Annotated in this window: 16 protein-coding genes; 2 read left to right on the top strand and 14 right to left on the bottom strand. The window is 44.3% G+C overall.

All coding sequences use genetic code 11. The annotated features are described in order from the left end of the window. Positions 1–42 precede the first annotated feature (42 nt). Together MHH60_RS02200 and MHH60_RS02195 are read right to left on the bottom strand one after the other, a co-directional pair. Positions 43–867 (bottom strand): hypothetical protein, encoded by an 825-nt coding sequence (locus tag MHH60_RS02200; protein WP_111504222.1) that lies wholly within the window; start codon positions 865–867, stop codon positions 43–45. A gap of 85 nt (positions 868–952) precedes the next feature. Further along, positions 953–1,546 (bottom strand): RNA polymerase sigma factor, encoded by a 594-nt coding sequence (locus MHH60_RS02195; RefSeq protein ID WP_076133089.1) that lies wholly within the window; start codon positions 1,544–1,546, stop codon positions 953–955. A gap of 241 nt (positions 1,547–1,787) precedes the next feature. On the opposite strand from MHH60_RS02195, the gene MHH60_RS33190 reads away from it, so the two are divergent. Further along, positions 1,788–2,279, top strand: a complete 492-nt coding sequence (locus MHH60_RS33190) for a DUF1036 domain-containing protein (protein ID WP_076133090.1) — start codon at positions 1,788–1,790, stop codon at positions 2,277–2,279. A 152-nt stretch (positions 2,280–2,431) separates the two neighbouring features. Here the strand turns inward: MHH60_RS33190 and cydC are convergent, their stop codons facing one another. The 5 genes from cydC to MHH60_RS02170 all read right to left on the bottom strand — a co-directional run bounded on the left by cydC (position 2,432) and on the right by MHH60_RS02170 (position 10,803). Further along, positions 2,432–4,159: a thiol reductant ABC exporter subunit CydC gene (gene cydC, locus MHH60_RS02190; RefSeq protein ID WP_076133092.1), complete on the bottom strand. Its 1,728-nt coding sequence runs from the start codon at positions 4,157–4,159 to the stop codon at positions 2,432–2,434. Next, a complete protein-coding gene (cydD, locus tag MHH60_RS02185; protein ID WP_076133093.1) occupies positions 4,152–5,963 on the bottom strand; it encodes a thiol reductant ABC exporter subunit CydD in 1,812 nt (603 codons plus the stop codon). Before cydD ends, cydC begins: the two co-directional genes overlap by 8 nt. A 66-nt stretch (positions 5,964–6,029) precedes the next feature. Next, positions 6,030–7,046 (bottom strand): cytochrome d ubiquinol oxidase subunit II, encoded by a 1,017-nt coding sequence (locus tag MHH60_RS02180; protein ID WP_076133095.1) that lies wholly within the window; start codon positions 7,044–7,046, stop codon positions 6,030–6,032. After that, complete coding sequence (locus MHH60_RS02175; RefSeq protein WP_076133097.1) at positions 7,043–8,407, bottom strand: cytochrome ubiquinol oxidase subunit I; 1,365 nt, start codon at positions 8,405–8,407, stop codon at positions 7,043–7,045. The genes MHH60_RS02180 and MHH60_RS02175 overlap by 4 nt, the downstream gene beginning before the upstream one ends. A gap of 548 nt (positions 8,408–8,955) precedes the next feature. Beyond that, positions 8,956–10,803, bottom strand: coding sequence for a hypothetical protein (locus MHH60_RS02170; RefSeq protein ID WP_076133098.1), 1,848 nt, complete (start codon positions 10,801–10,803; stop codon positions 8,956–8,958). 107 nt (positions 10,804–10,910) lie between these two features. On the opposite strand from MHH60_RS02170, the gene MHH60_RS02165 reads away from it, so the two are divergent. Beyond that, positions 10,911–11,519, top strand: a complete 609-nt coding sequence (locus MHH60_RS02165; RefSeq protein ID WP_172628823.1) for a TetR/AcrR family transcriptional regulator — start codon at positions 10,911–10,913, stop codon at positions 11,517–11,519. Between the two features lie 83 nt (positions 11,520–11,602). Here the strand turns inward: MHH60_RS02165 and MHH60_RS02160 are convergent, their stop codons facing one another. From MHH60_RS02160 to nikC, 7 genes are all read right to left on the bottom strand, one after another. Then, positions 11,603–12,592, bottom strand: coding sequence for an alpha/beta fold hydrolase (locus MHH60_RS02160; protein ID WP_076133100.1), 990 nt, complete (start codon positions 12,590–12,592; stop codon positions 11,603–11,605). Positions 12,593–12,797: 205 nt separating this feature from the next. Then, positions 12,798–13,547 (bottom strand): class I SAM-dependent methyltransferase, encoded by a 750-nt coding sequence (locus MHH60_RS02155; protein ID WP_076133102.1) that lies wholly within the window; start codon positions 13,545–13,547, stop codon positions 12,798–12,800. Between the two features lie 7 nt (positions 13,548–13,554). After that, the gene (locus MHH60_RS02150; RefSeq protein WP_076133103.1) at positions 13,555–14,307 is read right to left on the bottom strand and encodes a class I SAM-dependent methyltransferase; all 753 of its coding nucleotides are present in this window, start codon (positions 14,305–14,307) and stop codon (positions 13,555–13,557) included. Further along, the gene (locus tag MHH60_RS02145) at positions 14,307–15,980 is read right to left on the bottom strand and encodes a nickel ABC transporter substrate-binding protein (RefSeq protein ID WP_076133105.1); all 1,674 of its coding nucleotides are present in this window, start codon (positions 15,978–15,980) and stop codon (positions 14,307–14,309) included. The genes MHH60_RS02150 and MHH60_RS02145 overlap by 1 nt, the downstream gene beginning before the upstream one ends. 18 nt (positions 15,981–15,998) lie before the next feature. Continuing rightward, positions 15,999–16,847, bottom strand: a complete 849-nt coding sequence (locus tag MHH60_RS02140; protein WP_076133107.1) for an ATP-binding cassette domain-containing protein — start codon at positions 16,845–16,847, stop codon at positions 15,999–16,001. 39 nt (positions 16,848–16,886) lie between these two features. After that, complete coding sequence (locus MHH60_RS02135; RefSeq protein WP_076133109.1) at positions 16,887–17,672, bottom strand: ABC transporter ATP-binding protein; 786 nt, start codon at positions 17,670–17,672, stop codon at positions 16,887–16,889. Next, positions 17,669–18,505, bottom strand: a complete 837-nt coding sequence (gene nikC / locus MHH60_RS02130) for a nickel transporter permease (protein WP_111504218.1) — start codon at positions 18,503–18,505, stop codon at positions 17,669–17,671. Before nikC ends, MHH60_RS02135 begins: the two co-directional genes overlap by 4 nt. Between the last annotated feature and the right edge of the window lie 30 nt (positions 18,506–18,535).

Here is an 18,535-nt window from a genome sequence, read left to right as displayed (position 1 = left end):
TCCCCAATTGGATTGGAGAGATTCCCGTTGTTGTTGTATTTATTATTCCAAATAGCCTTCGGCAAGTTTCATTAGGGTTTCTTTGCTTACTTTATTTATGTCACCACGTAAAGTATAGGCGTATTTCACCTTTTTGTCTGGGCTCTCGTATACCCATTTCAGCTCGTGCGTCTGCGAAGGAGCAAATTCTGTATGCAGCATTTCTACTCCCTTCACTTGAATCTTCTCCTGCTTAAATTCAACCTTTTCGTCAATATACATTGTAGGGTCGCTCTTTCCACTCAGATTAGTGATATCAACCCCGATTTCATCTTCGCCATTTTGATACGTAGCAAAGAGAAGGAAAAACTGATCTGTCATTTCAACCGGCATCATGGCATATCCCTGATTGGATTCTTCCGCCTGCTTTCTCAGTTTTTCTGCCATTTTCTTTTTTTCTTCCGAAGAAGGAGGATTCACTTCCTGAGCATTTTTAAAGATTACGTCCGCCTTCTGGAATGTATAAATTCCATTGATGTTGTCTGCGATCTTAATGGATTGATCCGTAATCTTATCACGCAATTGAGATGGATCGTGGAAGATAGTCAACTTTGTTCCAAGATCTGTTTGATGATTCGGGTTATTAGCAACCATATAGAAAAGCCCAGCTTCCCCGTTCTTTAGCACCTTTTCCTTCAGTTCAAAAAATGCCTTGAACCGCGCTGCCTCATCTTTCGATTCTGTTTTTTCGTAATCTTTCGTAGATTTCGTTTCATATACGACTTTGCCATCCTTATTGGTCAAAGAATGATATTGAACTGCCGCATAACCCGTGGAGGCCATTAACATCATCCCTACACACGCAGTCAGAACAACTTTATATTTCATAAAAAACCTCTCCTTTTCTTTTGGCTTAGCATGTATTATTCTCATTACTTTTCCTGTCAAGTCGGCGTCAGGAATGCTCGCGTCATCAAACAGTTTTTTCAAATCCCGATCCCTGTCCATATTCATACACTCCCACTCCCTTCACTTGAGCATAATACTTTCGAAATTTTGCAGATGTACGTTCGTACCTTTTACGAAGGCTGGCGCTGTTTTTACCGAGAATCAATCCGATCTCCTGATAGCTTTTATCCTCGACACAACGTAAGATTAACAAATTACGCTCTTCCGCCGATAATTTTGCCATGGCCTGATGTACGGATTCATCAAAATAGTTGGCTTCAATATGCAAATCGACTTCATTATTTTCTTTATCATCCTGGTAAAAGAAAGGTAAATATTTCACCAACTTTCGCTTACGGATGATGTCGATACATTGATGGTAGGCAATCTTGTATACCCAGGCGCCAAAATCGATCTGATATTGGGTATATTTTTTCAAGGTGCGGAAGGTCTTCAAAAATACCTCCTGTGCGTTTTCCTCGGCTTCGGCATAATTGCCCAGCATGTGATAACAGTAGAGAAAAATCGGTTTTTGATAAATGTCCATGATTTTCTCGAATTGTTCTGTGTTCCCATCCAACACATCTGCAATAATCTGATTTAACTCCGTATCATTCAAGCTGTCCCCCCCTTTCACTCTATACAACGAAGAGCTCGACCTAAAATGTGACAGCAATAAAGATCATTACAATCTAAATCGAGCTTCGCAAGGAGCTTGTACGATCCTTTTCCGTTGATTTAATAGTTACGTTTCCCTTGTACAGCCTATCTTTTTTTTACACTCTATCTGTCTATTTCACTCCTATATATTTTTACATATATTAACATTGTGTTTAAATCTATTGAATGGAGTGATATAAATGAGTCTTTATGTACAGAATAATACCTCTAACTATATTTGGCTTGCTATTGCTCACTATGATCCGACTTGTAGCCCTACCACTTATGTTAAAAAGGGTTGGTACCGATTAGTCCCAGGCAGAAGTTCACTTATAGTAACTGGCTCATCCGCAAATCAAAGTTACTATTATTACGCGTATGACAATTCCGGAAATACATGGAGCGGTAATTTCTACACGTATATTCCTAATGCAGTCTTCAACATGTGTTGGATAGAAAGATGCCAGGGCACAGGCTGTAACAGGGTAGGTTTCCGTGAACTCAAAGTTGGGAATTCTCAGAATTATACTTTAACTTTTACGAATAGAACCAATAATTCAGCAAAATTAAGAAATGCTATATTGTCAAAAAAAGGATCTCTAAAATTCAAATTGGATAGATCGAGCATAAGAAAGTTACCCGGTAAGGTGGGTAAAATCGGTAGGGTTATTAGACCTTTGCGTGGCTTATAGAATAGGTTACTTTGAAAACAAGGCGAGGGTATAGTTTTTAGAATTTATCAGAAGCAACCTGTAGAAATTTATTCCTGCGGGTTACTTCTGATTTTTTTTAAGTAAGATAGTTGCAGGAGATGAAGTTTAGGGATGTCGAGCTCACTAAATCATCAGTCCTCAACTTCTCCGATCATTTGCTGTTCAATTTTTTTCATTTCATAAAAATAGCCTTTTTGCACCATCAACTCCGAATAGGACCCCGTTTCGACTACCCTGCCTTGGTCCATGACCACAATCTGGTCCATCTCTTCCAATCCGGTTAGCCGATGACAAATCAGGAGAAGCGTATCATTAGCCGCCTGTGTGTAAAGATGCTTCAAAACGTGATTCTCTGTCACATAATCCAGCGATGAAGTGGGTTCGTCCAGAAGCCATAACCGACCTTTGCGGAGCATCGCTCGCGCCAAAGCCAACCTCTGTTTCTCACCGTCGGACAGATTCTCCCCTTTTTCATACACAATATCGGTCAACGATGTATCGGGCAGCTGCATTTTAGCTAGCACATCCATCAATTGTTCGTCCGCATGTTCTTCTCCATTCAGCAGCAGGTTGTCCCGGATCGTTCCCCGGAAGAAATGACTTTGCTGAAACACTACAGTAGCCGTTTGCCAAATGCTCGTTTCATCCAGTGCCTTCACCGAAATGCCGTTTAACCGTATATCGCCGGCTGTTGGTGTTCGCAGCTTGAGCAGCAATTCGATAATCGTTGATTTTCCTGATCCACTCGGCCCGACAATCGCCGTTTTGGAACCAGGTAAAATGTGCAGGGATACATCCCTGAGCGCCAGTCTCCACTCCCCTTCATATTGAAACGTAACTTCGGATAGCTCCATCGTAACGGCATGATCAACAGACAATGTGCCACTTGGCTGCGAAGACTGCTCATCAAAGGTCTGAACTGTTTCCGTCAGTCGTTTGGCTGCGTGTTCGCTATCCTCTTTATAAGCGGGTAATGTAGCCATAGCCGTCGCTTCTTCAAATACGGTTTGCGATGCCATGACCAGCATGGCAAGAAATACGCCTGCAAGCGCTCCTTCCATAATTAAATAGGCGCCAAGCGTAAGCACTCCCCAGGAAACGAAAAACGTAACAAAAGTGTGCATCGATTGCCCGCGCAGCAATTGCCCGGCTGCTCGTTGCTGCTCAGCTGCCAATACAGCGGAAGCTTGCTGTAGCTGTTCCTCCCGCTGTGCCAATTGACCATATACTTTCAAATCCCGGAAACCGTACAACACTTCGGTAACTTCCGTGGACAGCTGCGCCCTCTGCTCACGAACGCGTCCATGTATTCTCCGCTGCCCGAGTAACACAATTCCCGGTACAACGAATGCCGTTACCAGCATACCTATTACAAACAAAACGGCAATCCAGATCGAAAAGGTAGAAGTAAACAGCACCGTAGCCAAAAACACCATGACAACCATGATCGGAGGATAAGCGACACGCAAGAAAAAATTTTGCAAACTTTCCACATCCCCAACGATCCGCGCAAGCAGATCCCCGCTTCGATTTTTGTTCAATATACCAGGCGTTAAAGGAATAAGCTTAGCAAAAAAGGATGTACGTAAACGGCTTAGCATAGAAAACGTCGCCCGGTGAGAATACAAGCGTTCTCCATAACGACTCGCCGCCCGAAGCAGACCCAGCAGTTTGACCATAGAGGTGAGTACAATTAAAGTATAAAGCGGTGGCGCAAAAACCGTTTGCGAAATCAGATAACCGCTCGCGGAAAAGAGTGCCACACCAGCTGTGCCGGCGATAAATCCACACAAAATGGAAAGAACGATATCCTTGCGCTCCTGAAACATCGCCTTTGACAGAATAGCCAGCTCATTCATGATGATCCCCCCCTTTCCGCTCTACTCCTACCATCTCGGCATACTGAGGTAGGCGCTCCATGAGCTCGTCATGCCGTCCGGAATCTACCAACACTCCATGATCCATAAACAAAATCTTGTCGGCTTGTTGAATCGTATATAATCGGTGCGCCACCGTAATCATCGTGGACGTTTTTCCCAGTTTGGCAATGGAATGTTGTAGTACCTGTTCAGTGTGCAAATCCAGTCCAACTGTGGGTTCATCAAACAAAATGATGGCAGGCTGCTTCAAAAAAGCGCGTGCCAAGGCAAGCCGTTGTTTCTCTCCACCTGACAGACCTCTACCGCCTTCACCAACAAAGGTGTCAAATCCGTGCTCCAATTGGGCTGTAAGCGCAGTAAGTCCGGCTTCCTCTCCCGCCCGCTCAATTTCAGCTCTGGAGACGTTTCCACCAGCACCAATCTCAATATTTTCGGAAAATGTTCCTGCGAAAATATACGGATGCTGTGTAATGTAGCTAAGATGTTCGAACCATGCGGGCTCATCGTATTGTGAGAGTGGGCTTCCATTCACCAGAATCTTTCCTGAAGCTGGTTTGAGCAAACCGGCAATGAGATGTAGCAAAGTCGTTTTGCCGGAACCGCTTTTGCCAACAATGGCAATGTGTTCTCCTGGACTAAGCTGGATCCGACCTGTTTTAAGCTCGAATGAATCTGGAGCATACTGAAACCGGAGTTGGTCAATTACGATGGACGGCGGTATTGAAAGGACTCCAGAATGGGCAAGTTCCAATTTGCTTATTCTGTCGGTCATATCACCGACCTTATCTATGTTGGGGCTCACGTCAATTCCATCAGATGTCCCTGCCGTTTCCTCAAGCATCTGTTCTACCTTACGAATAGCTCCCATACTAGTCCGGCCGCTGTGAAAGGCTGTTCCCGTATTCTTTAACAGGTTGTAAAACTCGGGAACGAGCAGCAAAACGAAAAAGGCAGTGTGGAACGTCATAGCTTTGAAAACAAGCAACTGGATGGCCAGTTCGAGAGCCACAATACCAATGCTTAGCATCACGATTGATTCCAGCATGAAGGTATTCGTAAACGCAATCTTCAGAATACCCATCGTGGCATCACGATAACCCAAGCTACTGCGTTCAATCTCCTGTTGCTGACGGTGAGCTCGTCCAAATATTTTCAATGTCACCAGTCCTTGAAGAGAGTCCAGAAACGTCCCTGAAAACTCAGCGAGTTGCGCATATTTTTCTTCGGATTTGTTCTTCGTTTTCAGCCCTACCAAAATCATGAACAGCGGGATGAATGGAGCAGTAAACAATAGAATGAAACCTGTGTTGGCATGTTGGATAAATGTAACGACCAAAATCAGAACCGGGATGATAGCAGCTTCCATCATACGCGGCATGTATTGACTGAAATAACTATCAGCCTCATCCACAGCATCCAGAGCAATACTGACCTTTCCTCCCGTCTGTCCACGAAGGGTTGAAGGCATGGAAGCATGAGTCAAGTTTTGCAGTACGGCTGCGCGCATATTTGTCTTGGCAGTAGCAGCCATATGTAAGCCAACTATACCGTTTCCATAGGACAATAGTGTGCGTACAGCCATAATAGCCAGAAGTATGCCGAGCAACAGGATAACCGATGAAAATGAAGCTTTCTCTACAAAAATCCGTTGGACTGCTTCAGCAAGCAGTCCAGCCTGACTCACAATAGCTATACCCAGCGCGAGCGAAATGAATGCGAGGAAAGCCATGTTTTTCCTTTGTGAAGACATTTGCTGAGAAATCAGACTGGATTTCCTCTTCACAGATCACACCTCCTTTATATAGGCTTGTAGGGACATCTCAAACATGCCGTAATGGATTAATCAGCTTTATTTTTTTCCTTTTACATAATCCGCATCAAACAGGAAGAGTTTGAAGACCAGAATAAGGGATGGGATCAACAGGCATAGACCGCCGATAAACACAATAACTAACGCTAAACCCATTGCCGGTGAAGTTGCACTGCTCTGAATCGTGATATACGGATCAAGAATATAAGGGTATTGCCCAATCCCGTAAGCGAAAAAGGCACAGAAAAATTGCAACATGACGCATATAAAAGCTAATCCGTAACGGCGTCCGTTATATAACAGCCACATCGCGATCATGAAGAAAGCAACGGAAAGAGCCAGCAACCACCATAAATCCATCATATTTTGAAAATGCCGCTCATTGTGTTGACCCAAATAGATAAATGCTGTCAGTGCGAGGATTATCGTCGGTGTGCTCCAAAACAGGGCGTAGTTGCGCATCAGCTTCAACGCGGAATGATCCTCTGCCCGAGAAGCGTAAAATGTCAGAAATGAGCCGCTAATGAACAAAACGGACACAATTGCCAGTCCAACGATACTCCACGATAACGGATTGGAAAACAGCGCCCAGTAATCCAGAGAAACCGTCTCCCCCTGCTTCACGATAAAGCCGCCTTCAGACAAAGTTAGCGCCACTGACAACGATGCTGGAATAAGCAAACCTGTAGCTCCGTACAAAAAAAGATATACTATGTTTTTCTTGGAACCGTAATTTTCAAAAGCATAGAATGAACCGCGAATCGCAAGAAGAATCACTGCAATGCTTCCGGGAACAAGTAACGCGGAGCCATAATAATAGGCTGTGTCCGGAAAAAAACCGACGATGCCAATGTAGAAAAAGATAAAAAATACATTTGTAATTTCCCAAACGGGTGATAAATATCGGGAAATCAGACGATTAATGAGATGGTCCTGCTTCGTTAAACGGGCATAAAAGGCGAAGAAGCCCGCTCCGAAATCAATGGAAGCTATAATTAAATAGCCGTACAAAAACAGCCAGAGCACCGAGATGCCAATCAATTCGTAACTCATCATTCAGTGCCCCCCTTTTCCGTAGATTGATTAGGATGATCCTTCATCCATTTCTCCATCTCAGCTTCTGCCGGATTATTGTTGAACAAGCGCCTTAGCACGATTACACACATACTGCCGAGTACGATGTACAAGAGCAATAAGGCGAAGAATATAATTCTTACATTCGGTGAAGACGTGGCCGCCTCCTCAACACGCATATATCCACGGATAATCCACGGCTGTCGCCCAACCTCTGCATAAAACCAGCCCAGCTCAACAGCCAGAAAGGCGAGCGGTGCACTCAGTGCAATGATGCGAAGCATCCACTTGTTAAGCGCATTACGTTTTTTCCAGAACACAAACAGGAAATATAAGAACGAAATCGCAAGCAGAGTAAATCCGATTCCGACCATTAAATCAAACAGGTAATGAACGAGAAGCGGTGGCCATTCTTCCTTGGGGAATTCCTCGAGCCCCGTTACCTCTGCATTAAAGTTTCCAAAGGCCAGGAAGCTGAGCAGCTTCGGAAGATGAAGAGCCCCTAAAACTTCATGCTCTGCATTCAGCCATCCTAATAAAACCAAATCCACACTGCTACTCGTCTCAAAATGCCACTCTGCCGCTGCAAGCTTCTCTGGCTGATGCTCGGCTAAAAACTTGGCGGACACATCACCGGCTAACGTGTTCAGCAAACCGAACAGTAAAACTACCGCCATCATGAGATTTAAAGATTTTTTGTGGTATGCGGACACACCTTTTCTCAGCATCGCGAAGGCTGCAATCCCGGCTAACAAGGCAGCTCCTGTCAAATAGGCCGAGCTTAATACATGGAACACTTTGGAGAACGTCGCTGTATTCAGCATCGCTTGCACCGGGTTAATCGCTGTGAATTGGCCTGCTTCCATGACAAAGCCTTCAGGCTGGTTCATGAATCCGTTCACCGTCGTAATAAAAACGGCAGACATGCCTGCCCCGGCGACAATCGGAATCGTCAGCAGCCAATGGATATACGGATTTTTGAACCGATCCCACGTATACAAATAAATGCCCAAGAAGATAGCTTCAAAAAAGAACGCGAACACCTCCATGAATAACGGAAGTGCAATGACATTCCCAGCCAGTTTCATAAAATTCGGCCATACCAGGGCCAGCTGTAGTGAAATCGCTGTACCGGTCACGACACCAACCGCCACAGAAATGACAAATCCTCTAGACCACCGCTTCGCCATAAGTGTATAATGGGGGTCTTTCTTCCGGATTCCGATAAACTCGGCTATAGCGATCATTAGCGGTATACCAACGCCAATTGTCGCAAAAATAACGTGGAACCCGAGAGTTAAGCCTGTCACCAGCCTGCTCCATAGCACCGTATCAATTGCCATTTTTTACTGCTCCCTTCAAAACTCTGTTCATTTTTCTATGATTAGGCCTGCTAACTGTTGGCTGCATTCAATATCAGGTTTAGCAAGGTTCAGCGACATCGTTGCTCGTTCATTTAGTATGACGTTCATCGTTCTTTGCTATGTAAAAAGAGAAAAAATTCACAAAGCAGGAGTTGGCGAGCCCGATTCACCTGATACTGAGCAGTCAAATTAATAATGTGACCTAATAATTAAAGTTATCTTATCTTAAATTTTAAGTAATTCAATCACTGACATCTCTTAATCTCAAAACGTTCAAGAAAGGGACAAATCTTTCTAACAACTCAGTGAATAACACAAAAAGTACCCGAAGGAGCTATTGAATGATTAGTGCATATGTGGTGTCACAAGTTTCCTCCTACTTTAATGCTAGTAAAAAAACGATGTTTTCTCATTTTGAGCCGTAATATATCCCTTTTTTGCAACAAAAAAACACTGACTCAAATCATCAGTGTTTTTGAAGTAAAGCTAATGTCATCTACGTCATGACAAATCTTGAACTGCCACTATCATTTAGTACGACCGTAGAAAAAAGAATACCCATCTGACTTCCCAAGCTTAGTCGTCTCCGTTCCGTCCACTAGCTTGACCGCTTTCAGCAACGATGCAATTTGCGTATGCATTAGCTTTGCATCAAATTTGTCCATCTCTCTGTTGTCACTATCCACGAGCAGATAGTCGGGCATTGGAATGAAACCAATCACCGGTATCCCTGCTTCAAATAAGGGCTGACTCTCTCCAAACTCAAACTTGTTATGTCCACGCAATAATACAGTACGTGTGCCATCTGTCTTTTCAATAGCCTTCAGCCAAATGGCTGCCATCATTTCATTGCCCGCATAGGTATATTCGGTACTTATTTGTCCAGTTGGACCATAATGACCCGTATCATCGTCCTTCCACTCCATGCTGCCTAAATGCTCAACCGTAATTCCAGCTACAGCTTTTAAATGGCCATTCTTGCCATCCCACAGCTCTCGATGCCCCTCCATCCAGGTGGAAGTTGCCTGAGAGGATCCTTTGAACTCCGGCAATCTAAAATGCCCTGTCACAAAAGCGAATATCATCGTACGCTCCGGCTGCTCCTGCTGTAAGTAACGAATCATAGACAGCATGCCCACAGCGCCATTCTCTTCCACTACATTTATCCCATCCGTATGGGTATTTACGATAATCGCTTCGTCTTTATTCTTACCGTCAATTTTCACATAAAAGGATTCTGTTGGGGCATCATTTTGTATTTCCGCTTCTAAAATAACCGTACCTTCTTTCTGCTCCTGAGCTGCGCTGATCACCTTTTTCCCTTCCGTTTCGTTAACCCAGACCGCAGGGATTCCGGTATAATCGGTGGTAAAAGGCACATATTGCTCTTCAACCTTATCGTCAGATACCCCTTTCCAGACTAAAACAACAGCTTTTACGCCCATTTCCTTCGCTTGCTCCAATTTAGCTTCTTTTAAAGCTGTAGTGAGGACTAGGTCGCCTTCATTTGGGGCAATTTGGTTGTCCATAGGAGATGAATCCCGCATGTTCATAACGATCCCGCTTGGAAAATTTCTGAAATTCTCAATTTCAATGACAGCAATTTTTCCGCTGATCTGGTCATATTCACCACGCTTCGTATACACCAGCTCCCCTGTTACACCTTTTTCGTCAGTTTCCCCGGAATAGGGAAAAGCTGAAGAGACATGAATTGCCTGTTGATCAATCATTAAAGCACTGTTCTTTTCTTCCCAACGGTCAAAAGTATAGCGATCACGATAAACTTGCAGCCCCATATCCGATACCTGCTGCTCCAGCCAAGCAATAAACTGATTATGACCCTCAGAGCCGGTTGTGCGGCTTCCAAAAGAATTCATTACTTCAATATCCTTGAGCATCACTGCTGCAGAATCCAATTTACGTTCATCGATCGTCACTGCCGTATCAGCTGCTAATGCTACCGGTGTTGTAATAGGTTTTGCATAGATTCCAATACCCCAAAGTACAGTAACGATAAGTGCAGCAATGCTGAATAACACTTTACGAACTACTAGAAACGGAGTAACTCTTCTGCTTACCTTTTGCCCCAAGAGTCCTCTCCATATGCCCGCTACGATCAGCAGCAGGATAGAAAGCGCAAGCAGCCAAAATTCTTTTGTTAGTAAGAATAACCCTTCTGCCACCATCGCACTAATAAATACTACTTGTAACTTCTCTCGTTTCCTTAAAAGTAAAAAAGAGATGCCTAATTCTGCTAACAAAATGATAATGGTCACGATCGAGATTACCGTTTCTTTGCCAATGAATATCGTAGCACAGAGTGCTAGGATCAAAAGCAGCACCGCTGACAATCGTCTATATAAGATTTCTAACATGACGCCCTCCCATTTTAACTAATGATTATTTTGACATTACATTTGTAATGCCTTATGGTTTTAGCATATTGAAAATACTCATGAAAAACAATGAAACGAACATCAGAATGTACAAACGGAGGGGAAATGTCATCTCAAATCATGAATTATACAGTCCAAATAGCTCTCAGCATCGTTCCAATAAAGAAACCAACCGTTTGACAAGAGAAGCCATCTGCACGGCATTAGTCTTCTTGATCCAGGAACAGTCTTTTAGTAAAATCACCATCACCGATATTGTGAAACGCGCAGGGGTTTCTCGAACGGCCTATTACAACAACTATTCCTCCAAGCAAGAGATCCTCGTGGATTTGGTCGACTCGCTTATATTCGAAATTAATCAAAAACTCTTACCTTACACCAATGAATTAACAGGCAAAGCTAAAGAACCTCAAAAATTTATCAAGGTGCTTTTTGAAGTTATTTTTCAGCAGCGGAATATCTACAAAGCACTTCAAAGTGCAAAGTTTGATGATGTAATTCTGGATTGCTTGAATGAAATGATGCTTTCTACTGCTCATGACAAAAGCGACGAGAATGTGTACCGAATATACTTTAAAGCGGGGGCCCTCTATAATGTTCTCCTTAAATGGATACAATCAGACTTTGCAAAATCCATTGACGAAATGACCAAGATTTGTCTTGAGGTATACCATACTCCAATGTCCCAGGAATAACGTTTAAAAAAACGTGTTTATAAATGAAAAAACAAAGAAACCACGGAACCAAGTTCAGCTCCGCAGTTTAATTATCAACCCTACTATTGAATTTGAATTTGTTTCATGTACTCTTTGAATGCCTCGGCGATTTCTTTGTATTTTGTATGATGCAGATAATGTGACCCTTCCATTGGGATCATTTTGCCCTGTGCGGATTGTTTGACTTGCTCCTCGTGCAGCGGAATCCACTGTTTATTGTGCTCGTTATTCGATTGAACGAAGAGAAGCAGCGGCAAGTCTTTTGGCATTGTGAGTTTTTCTCCATTTTTGAAATTGGAACCAAGGTGGCTCAGTTCATTCATCAATGTTGGGTTGGTCGCGACTTGATTTGATATCAAACGCATCTGTTCTTTGGTATGCTCATCGAATGCAAGCGATTCATACGGATCTCCGCTCACTTTTTGGACCAATCTCATTAGCCCTGATTTTTGAAGAAACTGCATGGCTTTCAAAGGTAGTTTGACATCCATTCCGGGTTGATTGGGAACGCTGCTATCGATGCCGACAAAAGCAAGAACTTCATCCGGATAAGTATTCACATAGGTCGCTCCGTATAGTCCCGCGATGGAATGTCCCATTAGAATGTAACGGTCTACACCCAGTTGCTGCAAAGCTTGGTGAACCTCACTTACTATATTTTCAGTCGTTCTTTCCTTCTCGGTTTCATCGCTCAAACCATAACCGAAAGGCTCGACCACCACGACTTTGTAATTAGGGGTAATCTCATCGATCAGCAATTTGAAATCAAGTGCAGGTGTCGGGGTTCCTTGTCCTGGTAGGAGTACAACCGTTTGTTCTCCGCTGCCTTGAATAAGCACATTCATCTTTTTTCCATCCACATTGACATACTGGCCATACGATTCGATTTTCTTTTTCTCTACCCCATCGCTAATAGAATCAACGATAAAAACGATGCCCATGAACAACACTAGCGCCCCTACAATACCTCCGATTATTTTTAACCATAGGTTCCGTTTCTTGTGGCTCTTAGTCCCAGTTGTTTTTATTTCCACCTTATTTGCCACGTTCATCTCTTCCCTTCCTTGTCCCTGTATCTGAAGTGCCGCATTGACGACATGTTCAAAGTGTAATCAATCAAGATGTACCCTTCGTGACGACAATATGAACGGAATATGAACAAGTCAAAAAAAGAGTTTTTAGATCAACATCAAATCGGAAAGAAGGCTGCTTTTTATTGTTTACTTCATTTAATATTTGTAGGTTCTCACTATTCTATTATTTCTCAGCACAAATCATGAACATCGGTGTTGACCGGTTTAAGACTTGCTGTTTCGCATCCAGTACTTTGGCGTTCAAATTCTCTTCAGCAAAAATATTAGCGAAGCCTTCTTTTTTGAGAGTCTGTATATCCCACTCAGGACGCCATTCTCTGGTCAGCGGCAATACTAGACTCAGACGGTCTGTCTCCTCTATGTCCTTATGATGCGGGAGTTCACCAAAGCCCTTATCTACATAGGTTTGCTGATCCTCTACTCGCTTTTGCTGCATCTCTTCGTCCCAGAGATGGCGATTCCAGTTGGCGTCAAAAACCAGCAGCCGTCCCCCAGGCTTAAGTACTCTTCCCCACTCTTTGTAGGCTGACTGCGGATCGGTAAGGCTCCAAGTGACATTGCGGCACACGATCAGATCGAAACTCTCCGCAGCAAAGTCAAGCTTGTGCGAATCCATCTTGCGGAAGGTAACGGTGACACCCTCCCGACTGGAGTGGGCACGTGCTTCTTCCAGCATATTGTCGGTACAATCGATCGCAGTAACCAGATGCCCGGCACTGGAAAGAATCACAGAGAAGAAGCCAGGACCGCAGCCAATATCTAGGACATGCAATCTTTCCTTCTGCGGTGCATTAGTGAGGATAAGCTTCAGCCAGGCTTCCCGCTGAAATCCGTTTAGTTCCTTCTGGATGCCTTCGCTATACAGCTCTGCTTCGCCTTCCCAATACATTTCCACCTCTTGTTGTATACCCATTTATCATTCACTCCTTCTTGGCAAGTATCATGAACCGGTTTACATTCTGGTAACCGTATTTCAAATAATCTAGCGGCATTTCGCGGGCAGGGATAAAGTTTCGGTGAACATCTATGGTTCGGAACCCGGCCTGTTTCAGCGCTGTCTCGTCAGCTTCAGGCCGTAATACATTAACAAATGGCAACTCGCTTAGCAGGCTTTTATCTTGACTGCTTCGCTGGCGGATTCTTTGTTCTGTGAGCAGAATCAGTGTCCAGGACAAGGCATACCAAAGTCTACGGAATACCGTCTTGCTCTCTTTATACAAATAGTTGCCGTCAAAAACAATGAGGGTCCCACCCGGTTTTAGAATCCGGTACCATTCCGCATAAGCCCTCTGTGGATCAGGCAGCGTCCATACCACATCCCTGCACACCACCGCATCAAAACTATCCTCTTGCTCCATATGCAAGTCAGCAGCATCAGCGACATAAGCTGGAACTTTGTATCCATAACTCACAAAATTTCGGGAAGCTCTATCTATCATTCCCTGAGAGACATCCACTGCTATAGGCAGATGACCCATCTGTGATAAGAGAATGGAGAAAAAGCCAGGTCCTGTTCCCACATCCAACACCTTTTGCTGGGGGGTTGTTCCCAATCCTTTAATAAGCAGCTGTTTCCAGAGGTTTATGGTTTTTTTTCTGCGGAATTGAGTCTTTATGACTTTGTCATAACTCTCCGAGCTTGAAGTCCAGTATTTCGAAATCTCTTTTAACATCATTTTTCACCTATGTCTAGCTGATTCCAGAAGATCGGCGTAAAGGTGGTGTACCCCGCCTTAAATCCGGTCACTCTTTTATTTATTGCCATGATATCGTCAGGGAAATAAATAGCTGTAAACATAGCCTCCTGATACAATTTGGAGAAAATGGAGTCATATGCGGTCTGACGTTTCTGAATATCGGTTGTTCCTACTGCTGTGTCAATCTGTGATTCTAGTGCAGGATCAGACCATACGACAGCCGTTGCGTCAGCTGTTTTATGAAATAGGGACAGCAAGAATGCATGCGGATTATAGGCATCATCATAAGTCCGGTACATAATTAGATCATAGGCTTTGCTTGTCCATAAGGCATCGTAATAGGCATTCGGCTCAAGAACCTGAAGATTCACTGTAATGCCAATCTCCTTTAACTCGGACTGAATCAGTTCACTAATGGACTTCCATTCGGGATATTCAGCCTGCTGCAGTACAAAATTAAGCTCAAGCGGCGTTCCGTCCTTCTGCACCATTCCATCTCCGTCCGAATCCGTGTAACCGGCAGCTGCTAGCAGCTGCTTCGCTTCCAGCGGATCGAAGCCATACCATGTATTATTGGATTCCGTCACATAAGGAACCGTCAACGGGAACAGACCTTGGGCTTCACTGCCGATACCGTCCATTAGATCATCGACAATGCTTTTTTTATTAATTGCCAAATTGATAGCTTTGCGCACATTCAGATCTTGAAGTGCAGGCGTTTTGTAGTTAAAGATCATGAAATGAGAGTTTGTTCCTTGTGATTTTTGCAAGGTCAGTGTAGAATCCGCTTCAATCACTGGCACGCTTTCGACTGGAATCTTTCCCATTTGTCCCCCGGCAATATCAACATCTCCAGCTTGCAGCGCTAGTACTCTGGACTGTGGATCAGGGATTACCTTTAAAATAATTTTCGACAGCTTCGGCATTTCTCCCCAATAATTCGGATTTCTGACGAGTACGGCTTCCTGATCTGTTTTGTAGCTCTCAGCCATCCATGCGCCAGTTCCAATCGCTTTGATGAATTTACCGGTAATATCTCCTGCGGGTTCTACAGCGGAAGGGCTGATAATTCGGACCGGTCTTGCAAAGGATAACTCGGTTAAGAAGGGATAATACGCTTTGTTGAATGTCATTGTAATCGTATGTTCGTCCACAACAACAAGGGATTGCATCGCAGTTGCCACATTTAACGAATTGGCTGGATCCTTAATCCAGCGTTCGAAGGAGAATTTAACCGCGTCGGCATTAAACTCCGTACCGTCAGAGAATTTGACGTCATGGCGAAGATGGAATGTATATACTTTCCCATCTTCTGAAATATCCCAAGACTCCGCAAGCGACGGCAGTATTTCGCCTTTTTCACCATACTCCACTAACCCCTCATATATCATCGCGTGCACATTCATCGAACCATCATAGGCACCGGCATCCAATCGGTCTATACCGGCATCAGACGATATAGCAACAGTGACTGTCTTGTCCTGAGCTTCAGATCCTTGTGCAGCTTCATTATTGGCGGTATTATTGGCTCTAGCCGTAGAATTGCTGTTATTACTGTTGCTGCAACCTGATATCAACATAACTATTACAAGAAGCATAAAGAATAATGATTTTGATAATAGGTTTTTTGTCTTAGGGTTCGTTGTCATTCTTGGTACATCCTTTCTCTACTTAACATCATAGGAATGGCTGGGTTGCCACTCTTCTTCCAGTCTCTTCTTTCTTAAGCTGGGGTCCTGCACAGGTACCGAGGAGAGCAATGTTCTTGTATAAGGGTGGTCTGCTTGCTGCAACATGGTTGCACCCGATTGCTTCTCCACAATTTCTCCTTGACACATCACAGCCACACTGTCGCAAAAACGATTTACAACTGACAAATCATGTGTAATAAATACATAGGATAATCCCAGCTCATGCTTCAACTCCTGTAGCAGATCCATCATTTGCTTTCGCAGGGTGACGTCGAGACTCGAGAAAGGTTCATCACAGATAATCAGCTCCGGCCGCAAAGCGATCGCCCGCGCAATTCCGACTCTTTGCTGCTGTCCGCCGCTGAGTTCATGCGGATAGCGGTGAATATGCTGCCGTTCAAGTCCCACAAGCTCAAGTGTGTCTGCTACCGTGGCCCTGCGGGCTCCAGCCTTCCTCTCTCCATAGTTTCGAAGAGGCTCGCCGATAATCTGCTCTACCGTAAACAACGGATTAAATGAAGCCAGACTGTTCTGAAACACCATCTGCATCTTCCTGCGGATCATGCGCATTTCGCTGAAGCTCCAATCCGTATAATCCTCGTTTCGGTACATAACTCTTCCGGAGGATGGTTTCTCAAGTCCCAGCAGAAGTCTGGCCAAAGTGCTCTTACCACAGCCACTTTCCCCCACTAGTCCAAGGGTTTCACCTCTCTCCAGACTGAGAGACAGGTTGTTGACGGCATGAACACTTCTGGCATTACGTGTGAACCACCTCCTTTCCATCCCATATTTCTTGTTCAGGCTTATCGCTTCCAATAACTTCAAGATCACCACGTCCCCAAAAAAAATGTAATATTTCCGTTGTTATCTGCACTCCATTAAGTATTTAGTATAGGGATGCACGGGATTAGTAAAGAGTTCAAACACATTGCCTGATTCCACAATCTTCCCGGACTTCATCACATATACATAATCTGCTAGCTCCGCAACAACGCCAAGATCATGGGTAATTAATAGGATACCGACATTGTTAGTCCATCTGACTCGGTCTAGCTCTTTAAGAATCTGGGCTTGAATGGTTACATCCAATGCCGTTGTAGGCTCATCTGCAATTAGCAATTGTGCACCGGATACCAGTGCGATGGCGATCATTACTCTTTGACACATACCACCGCTAATTTGAAAAGGATATTTATTGAAAACCAATTCAGGATCGCTGAGCCCTGCTTGCTCCATCTGCCTCATGGCAAGCACCTTTGCTTCTTTTCCCGATATACGCCTGTGCAGTTTAATCGTCTCCATGATCTGCCTGCCAATAGTAAGTACCGGATTCAGCGCGTTCATAGGATCTTGAAAGATAACAGCCATTTCTGTTCCCCGAAGCTTCCGTAACTGACGGCTGGAGCATATACGAAGATTGTTACCCTTAAGCCAGATTTCTCCACTCTCAACTAAGCCTGGAGAATCTAATAATCCTAATATGGACATTGCCGTAACACTTTTACCGCTGCCGCTCTCGCCTACAAGTGCGACAATCTGTCGGGATTTCACCTCGATACTGACATCATCAACCGCTGTAACTTTATAACTGCCTGTGTGAAAGCAGGTGCGTAAATGACTGACCTTCAGCAGTACAGACTCTGCCATCATGTTCTGGCCCCCCACTTTACTGCAGAATCGGAAGCACGCTCTGGCTGTCGCAAGCCTTCTCCCAACAGATTAAAGCCCAGAACCGCCAGCATGATCATCATTCCCGGAAATAGCATCAACCGCGGCTCTGTTTGAATATAGGCACGGCTGTCGTTCAGCATTACTCCCCATTCCGGTGTAGGCGGCTGAGCTCCCAAACCCAGAAAGGACAAACCCGCAATGGAGAGCATAATCGTACCCACTTCCATAGAAGTAAGAACCAGAATAGGCCGGGCTGCATTCAGCAGAATATGCCTGAAAATAATTTGTAAATGAGAAGTGCCTGACGCTTTGGCCGCTGTAATATATTCACTTTCCTTGATTTGAAGGACCATGCTGCGTATCACTCTGGCATACCCCGTCCACCAGACAGCAGCAAATGCGATTAGCAGATTCTTCATACTGGGACCTAACATGGCTGTAATAGCAAGGGATAGGAGTAAGCTGGGAAAGGCAAGCAATATATCTATAATCCGCATAATCAAATGATCGATCTTGCCGCCAGCGTAACCTGCCAGTAAACCAACAGGGATGCTAATCGCAAAAACAGCGATCAACACCATAAACGAATAATTCAGGGAGGTTCGGGTCCCATAGATTAATCGGGATAAGACACAGCGTCCCAGATGATCCGTACCGAGCGGGTATTGCCAGGAAGGCATAGCCAGTTTGTGTTCCATGTGAATCTGCAGCGGATCGGAAGGTGAAAGCCATGGGGCAAAGAGTCCAATGCATATGAACAAAAGTACTATGCCCGCTCCGAATCTTGCTCCCTTATTCTTAAATAAGCTAATACGAAATATGACAATCCGCTCCTTCTAAAT

Source organism: Paenibacillus sp. FSL H7-0716 (assembly GCF_038002705.1).
Taxonomy (GTDB): domain Bacteria; phylum Bacillota; class Bacilli; order Paenibacillales; family Paenibacillaceae; genus Paenibacillus_AQ; species Paenibacillus_AQ odorifer.
The sequence above is the reverse complement of the archived record's forward strand: the minus strand, read 5'-3'. Positions and strand labels throughout refer to the sequence as shown.

What these genes read in the sequence shown, in the direction of transcription:
- MHH60_RS02160 (WP_076133100.1), bottom strand. Translation starts at nt 12,592, where the DNA reads ATGAACGTGGCAAATAAGGTGGAAATAAAAACAACTGGGACTAAGAGC.
- MHH60_RS02145 (WP_076133105.1), bottom strand. Translation starts at nt 15,980, where the DNA reads ATGACAACGAACCCTAAGACAAAAAACCTATTATCAAAATCATTATTC.
- MHH60_RS02135 (WP_076133109.1), bottom strand. Translation starts at nt 17,672, where the DNA reads ATGATGGCAGAGTCTGTACTGCTGAAGGTCAGTCATTTACGCACCTGC.
- cydC (WP_076133092.1), bottom strand. Translation starts at nt 4,159, where the DNA reads ATGAATGAGCTGGCTATTCTGTCAAAGGCGATGTTTCAGGAGCGCAAG.
- MHH60_RS02175 (WP_076133097.1), bottom strand. Translation starts at nt 8,407, where the DNA reads ATGGCAATTGATACGGTGCTATGGAGCAGGCTGGTGACAGGCTTAACT.
- MHH60_RS02165 (WP_172628823.1), top strand. Translation starts at nt 10,911, where the DNA reads ATGTACAAACGGAGGGGAAATGTCATCTCAAATCATGAATTATACAGT.
- MHH60_RS02200 (WP_111504222.1), bottom strand. Translation starts at nt 867, where the DNA reads ATGAAATATAAAGTTGTTCTGACTGCGTGTGTAGGGATGATGTTAATG.
- MHH60_RS02150 (WP_076133103.1), bottom strand. Translation starts at nt 14,307, where the DNA reads ATGTTAAAAGAGATTTCGAAATACTGGACTTCAAGCTCGGAGAGTTAT.
- MHH60_RS02155 (WP_076133102.1), bottom strand. Translation starts at nt 13,547, where the DNA reads ATGGGTATACAACAAGAGGTGGAAATGTATTGGGAAGGCGAAGCAGAG.
- MHH60_RS33190 (WP_076133090.1), top strand. Translation starts at nt 1,788, where the DNA reads ATGAGTCTTTATGTACAGAATAATACCTCTAACTATATTTGGCTTGCT.
- MHH60_RS02180 (WP_076133095.1), bottom strand. Translation starts at nt 7,046, where the DNA reads ATGATGAGTTACGAATTGATTGGCATCTCGGTGCTCTGGCTGTTTTTG.
- MHH60_RS02170 (WP_076133098.1), bottom strand. Translation starts at nt 10,803, where the DNA reads ATGTTAGAAATCTTATATAGACGATTGTCAGCGGTGCTGCTTTTGATC.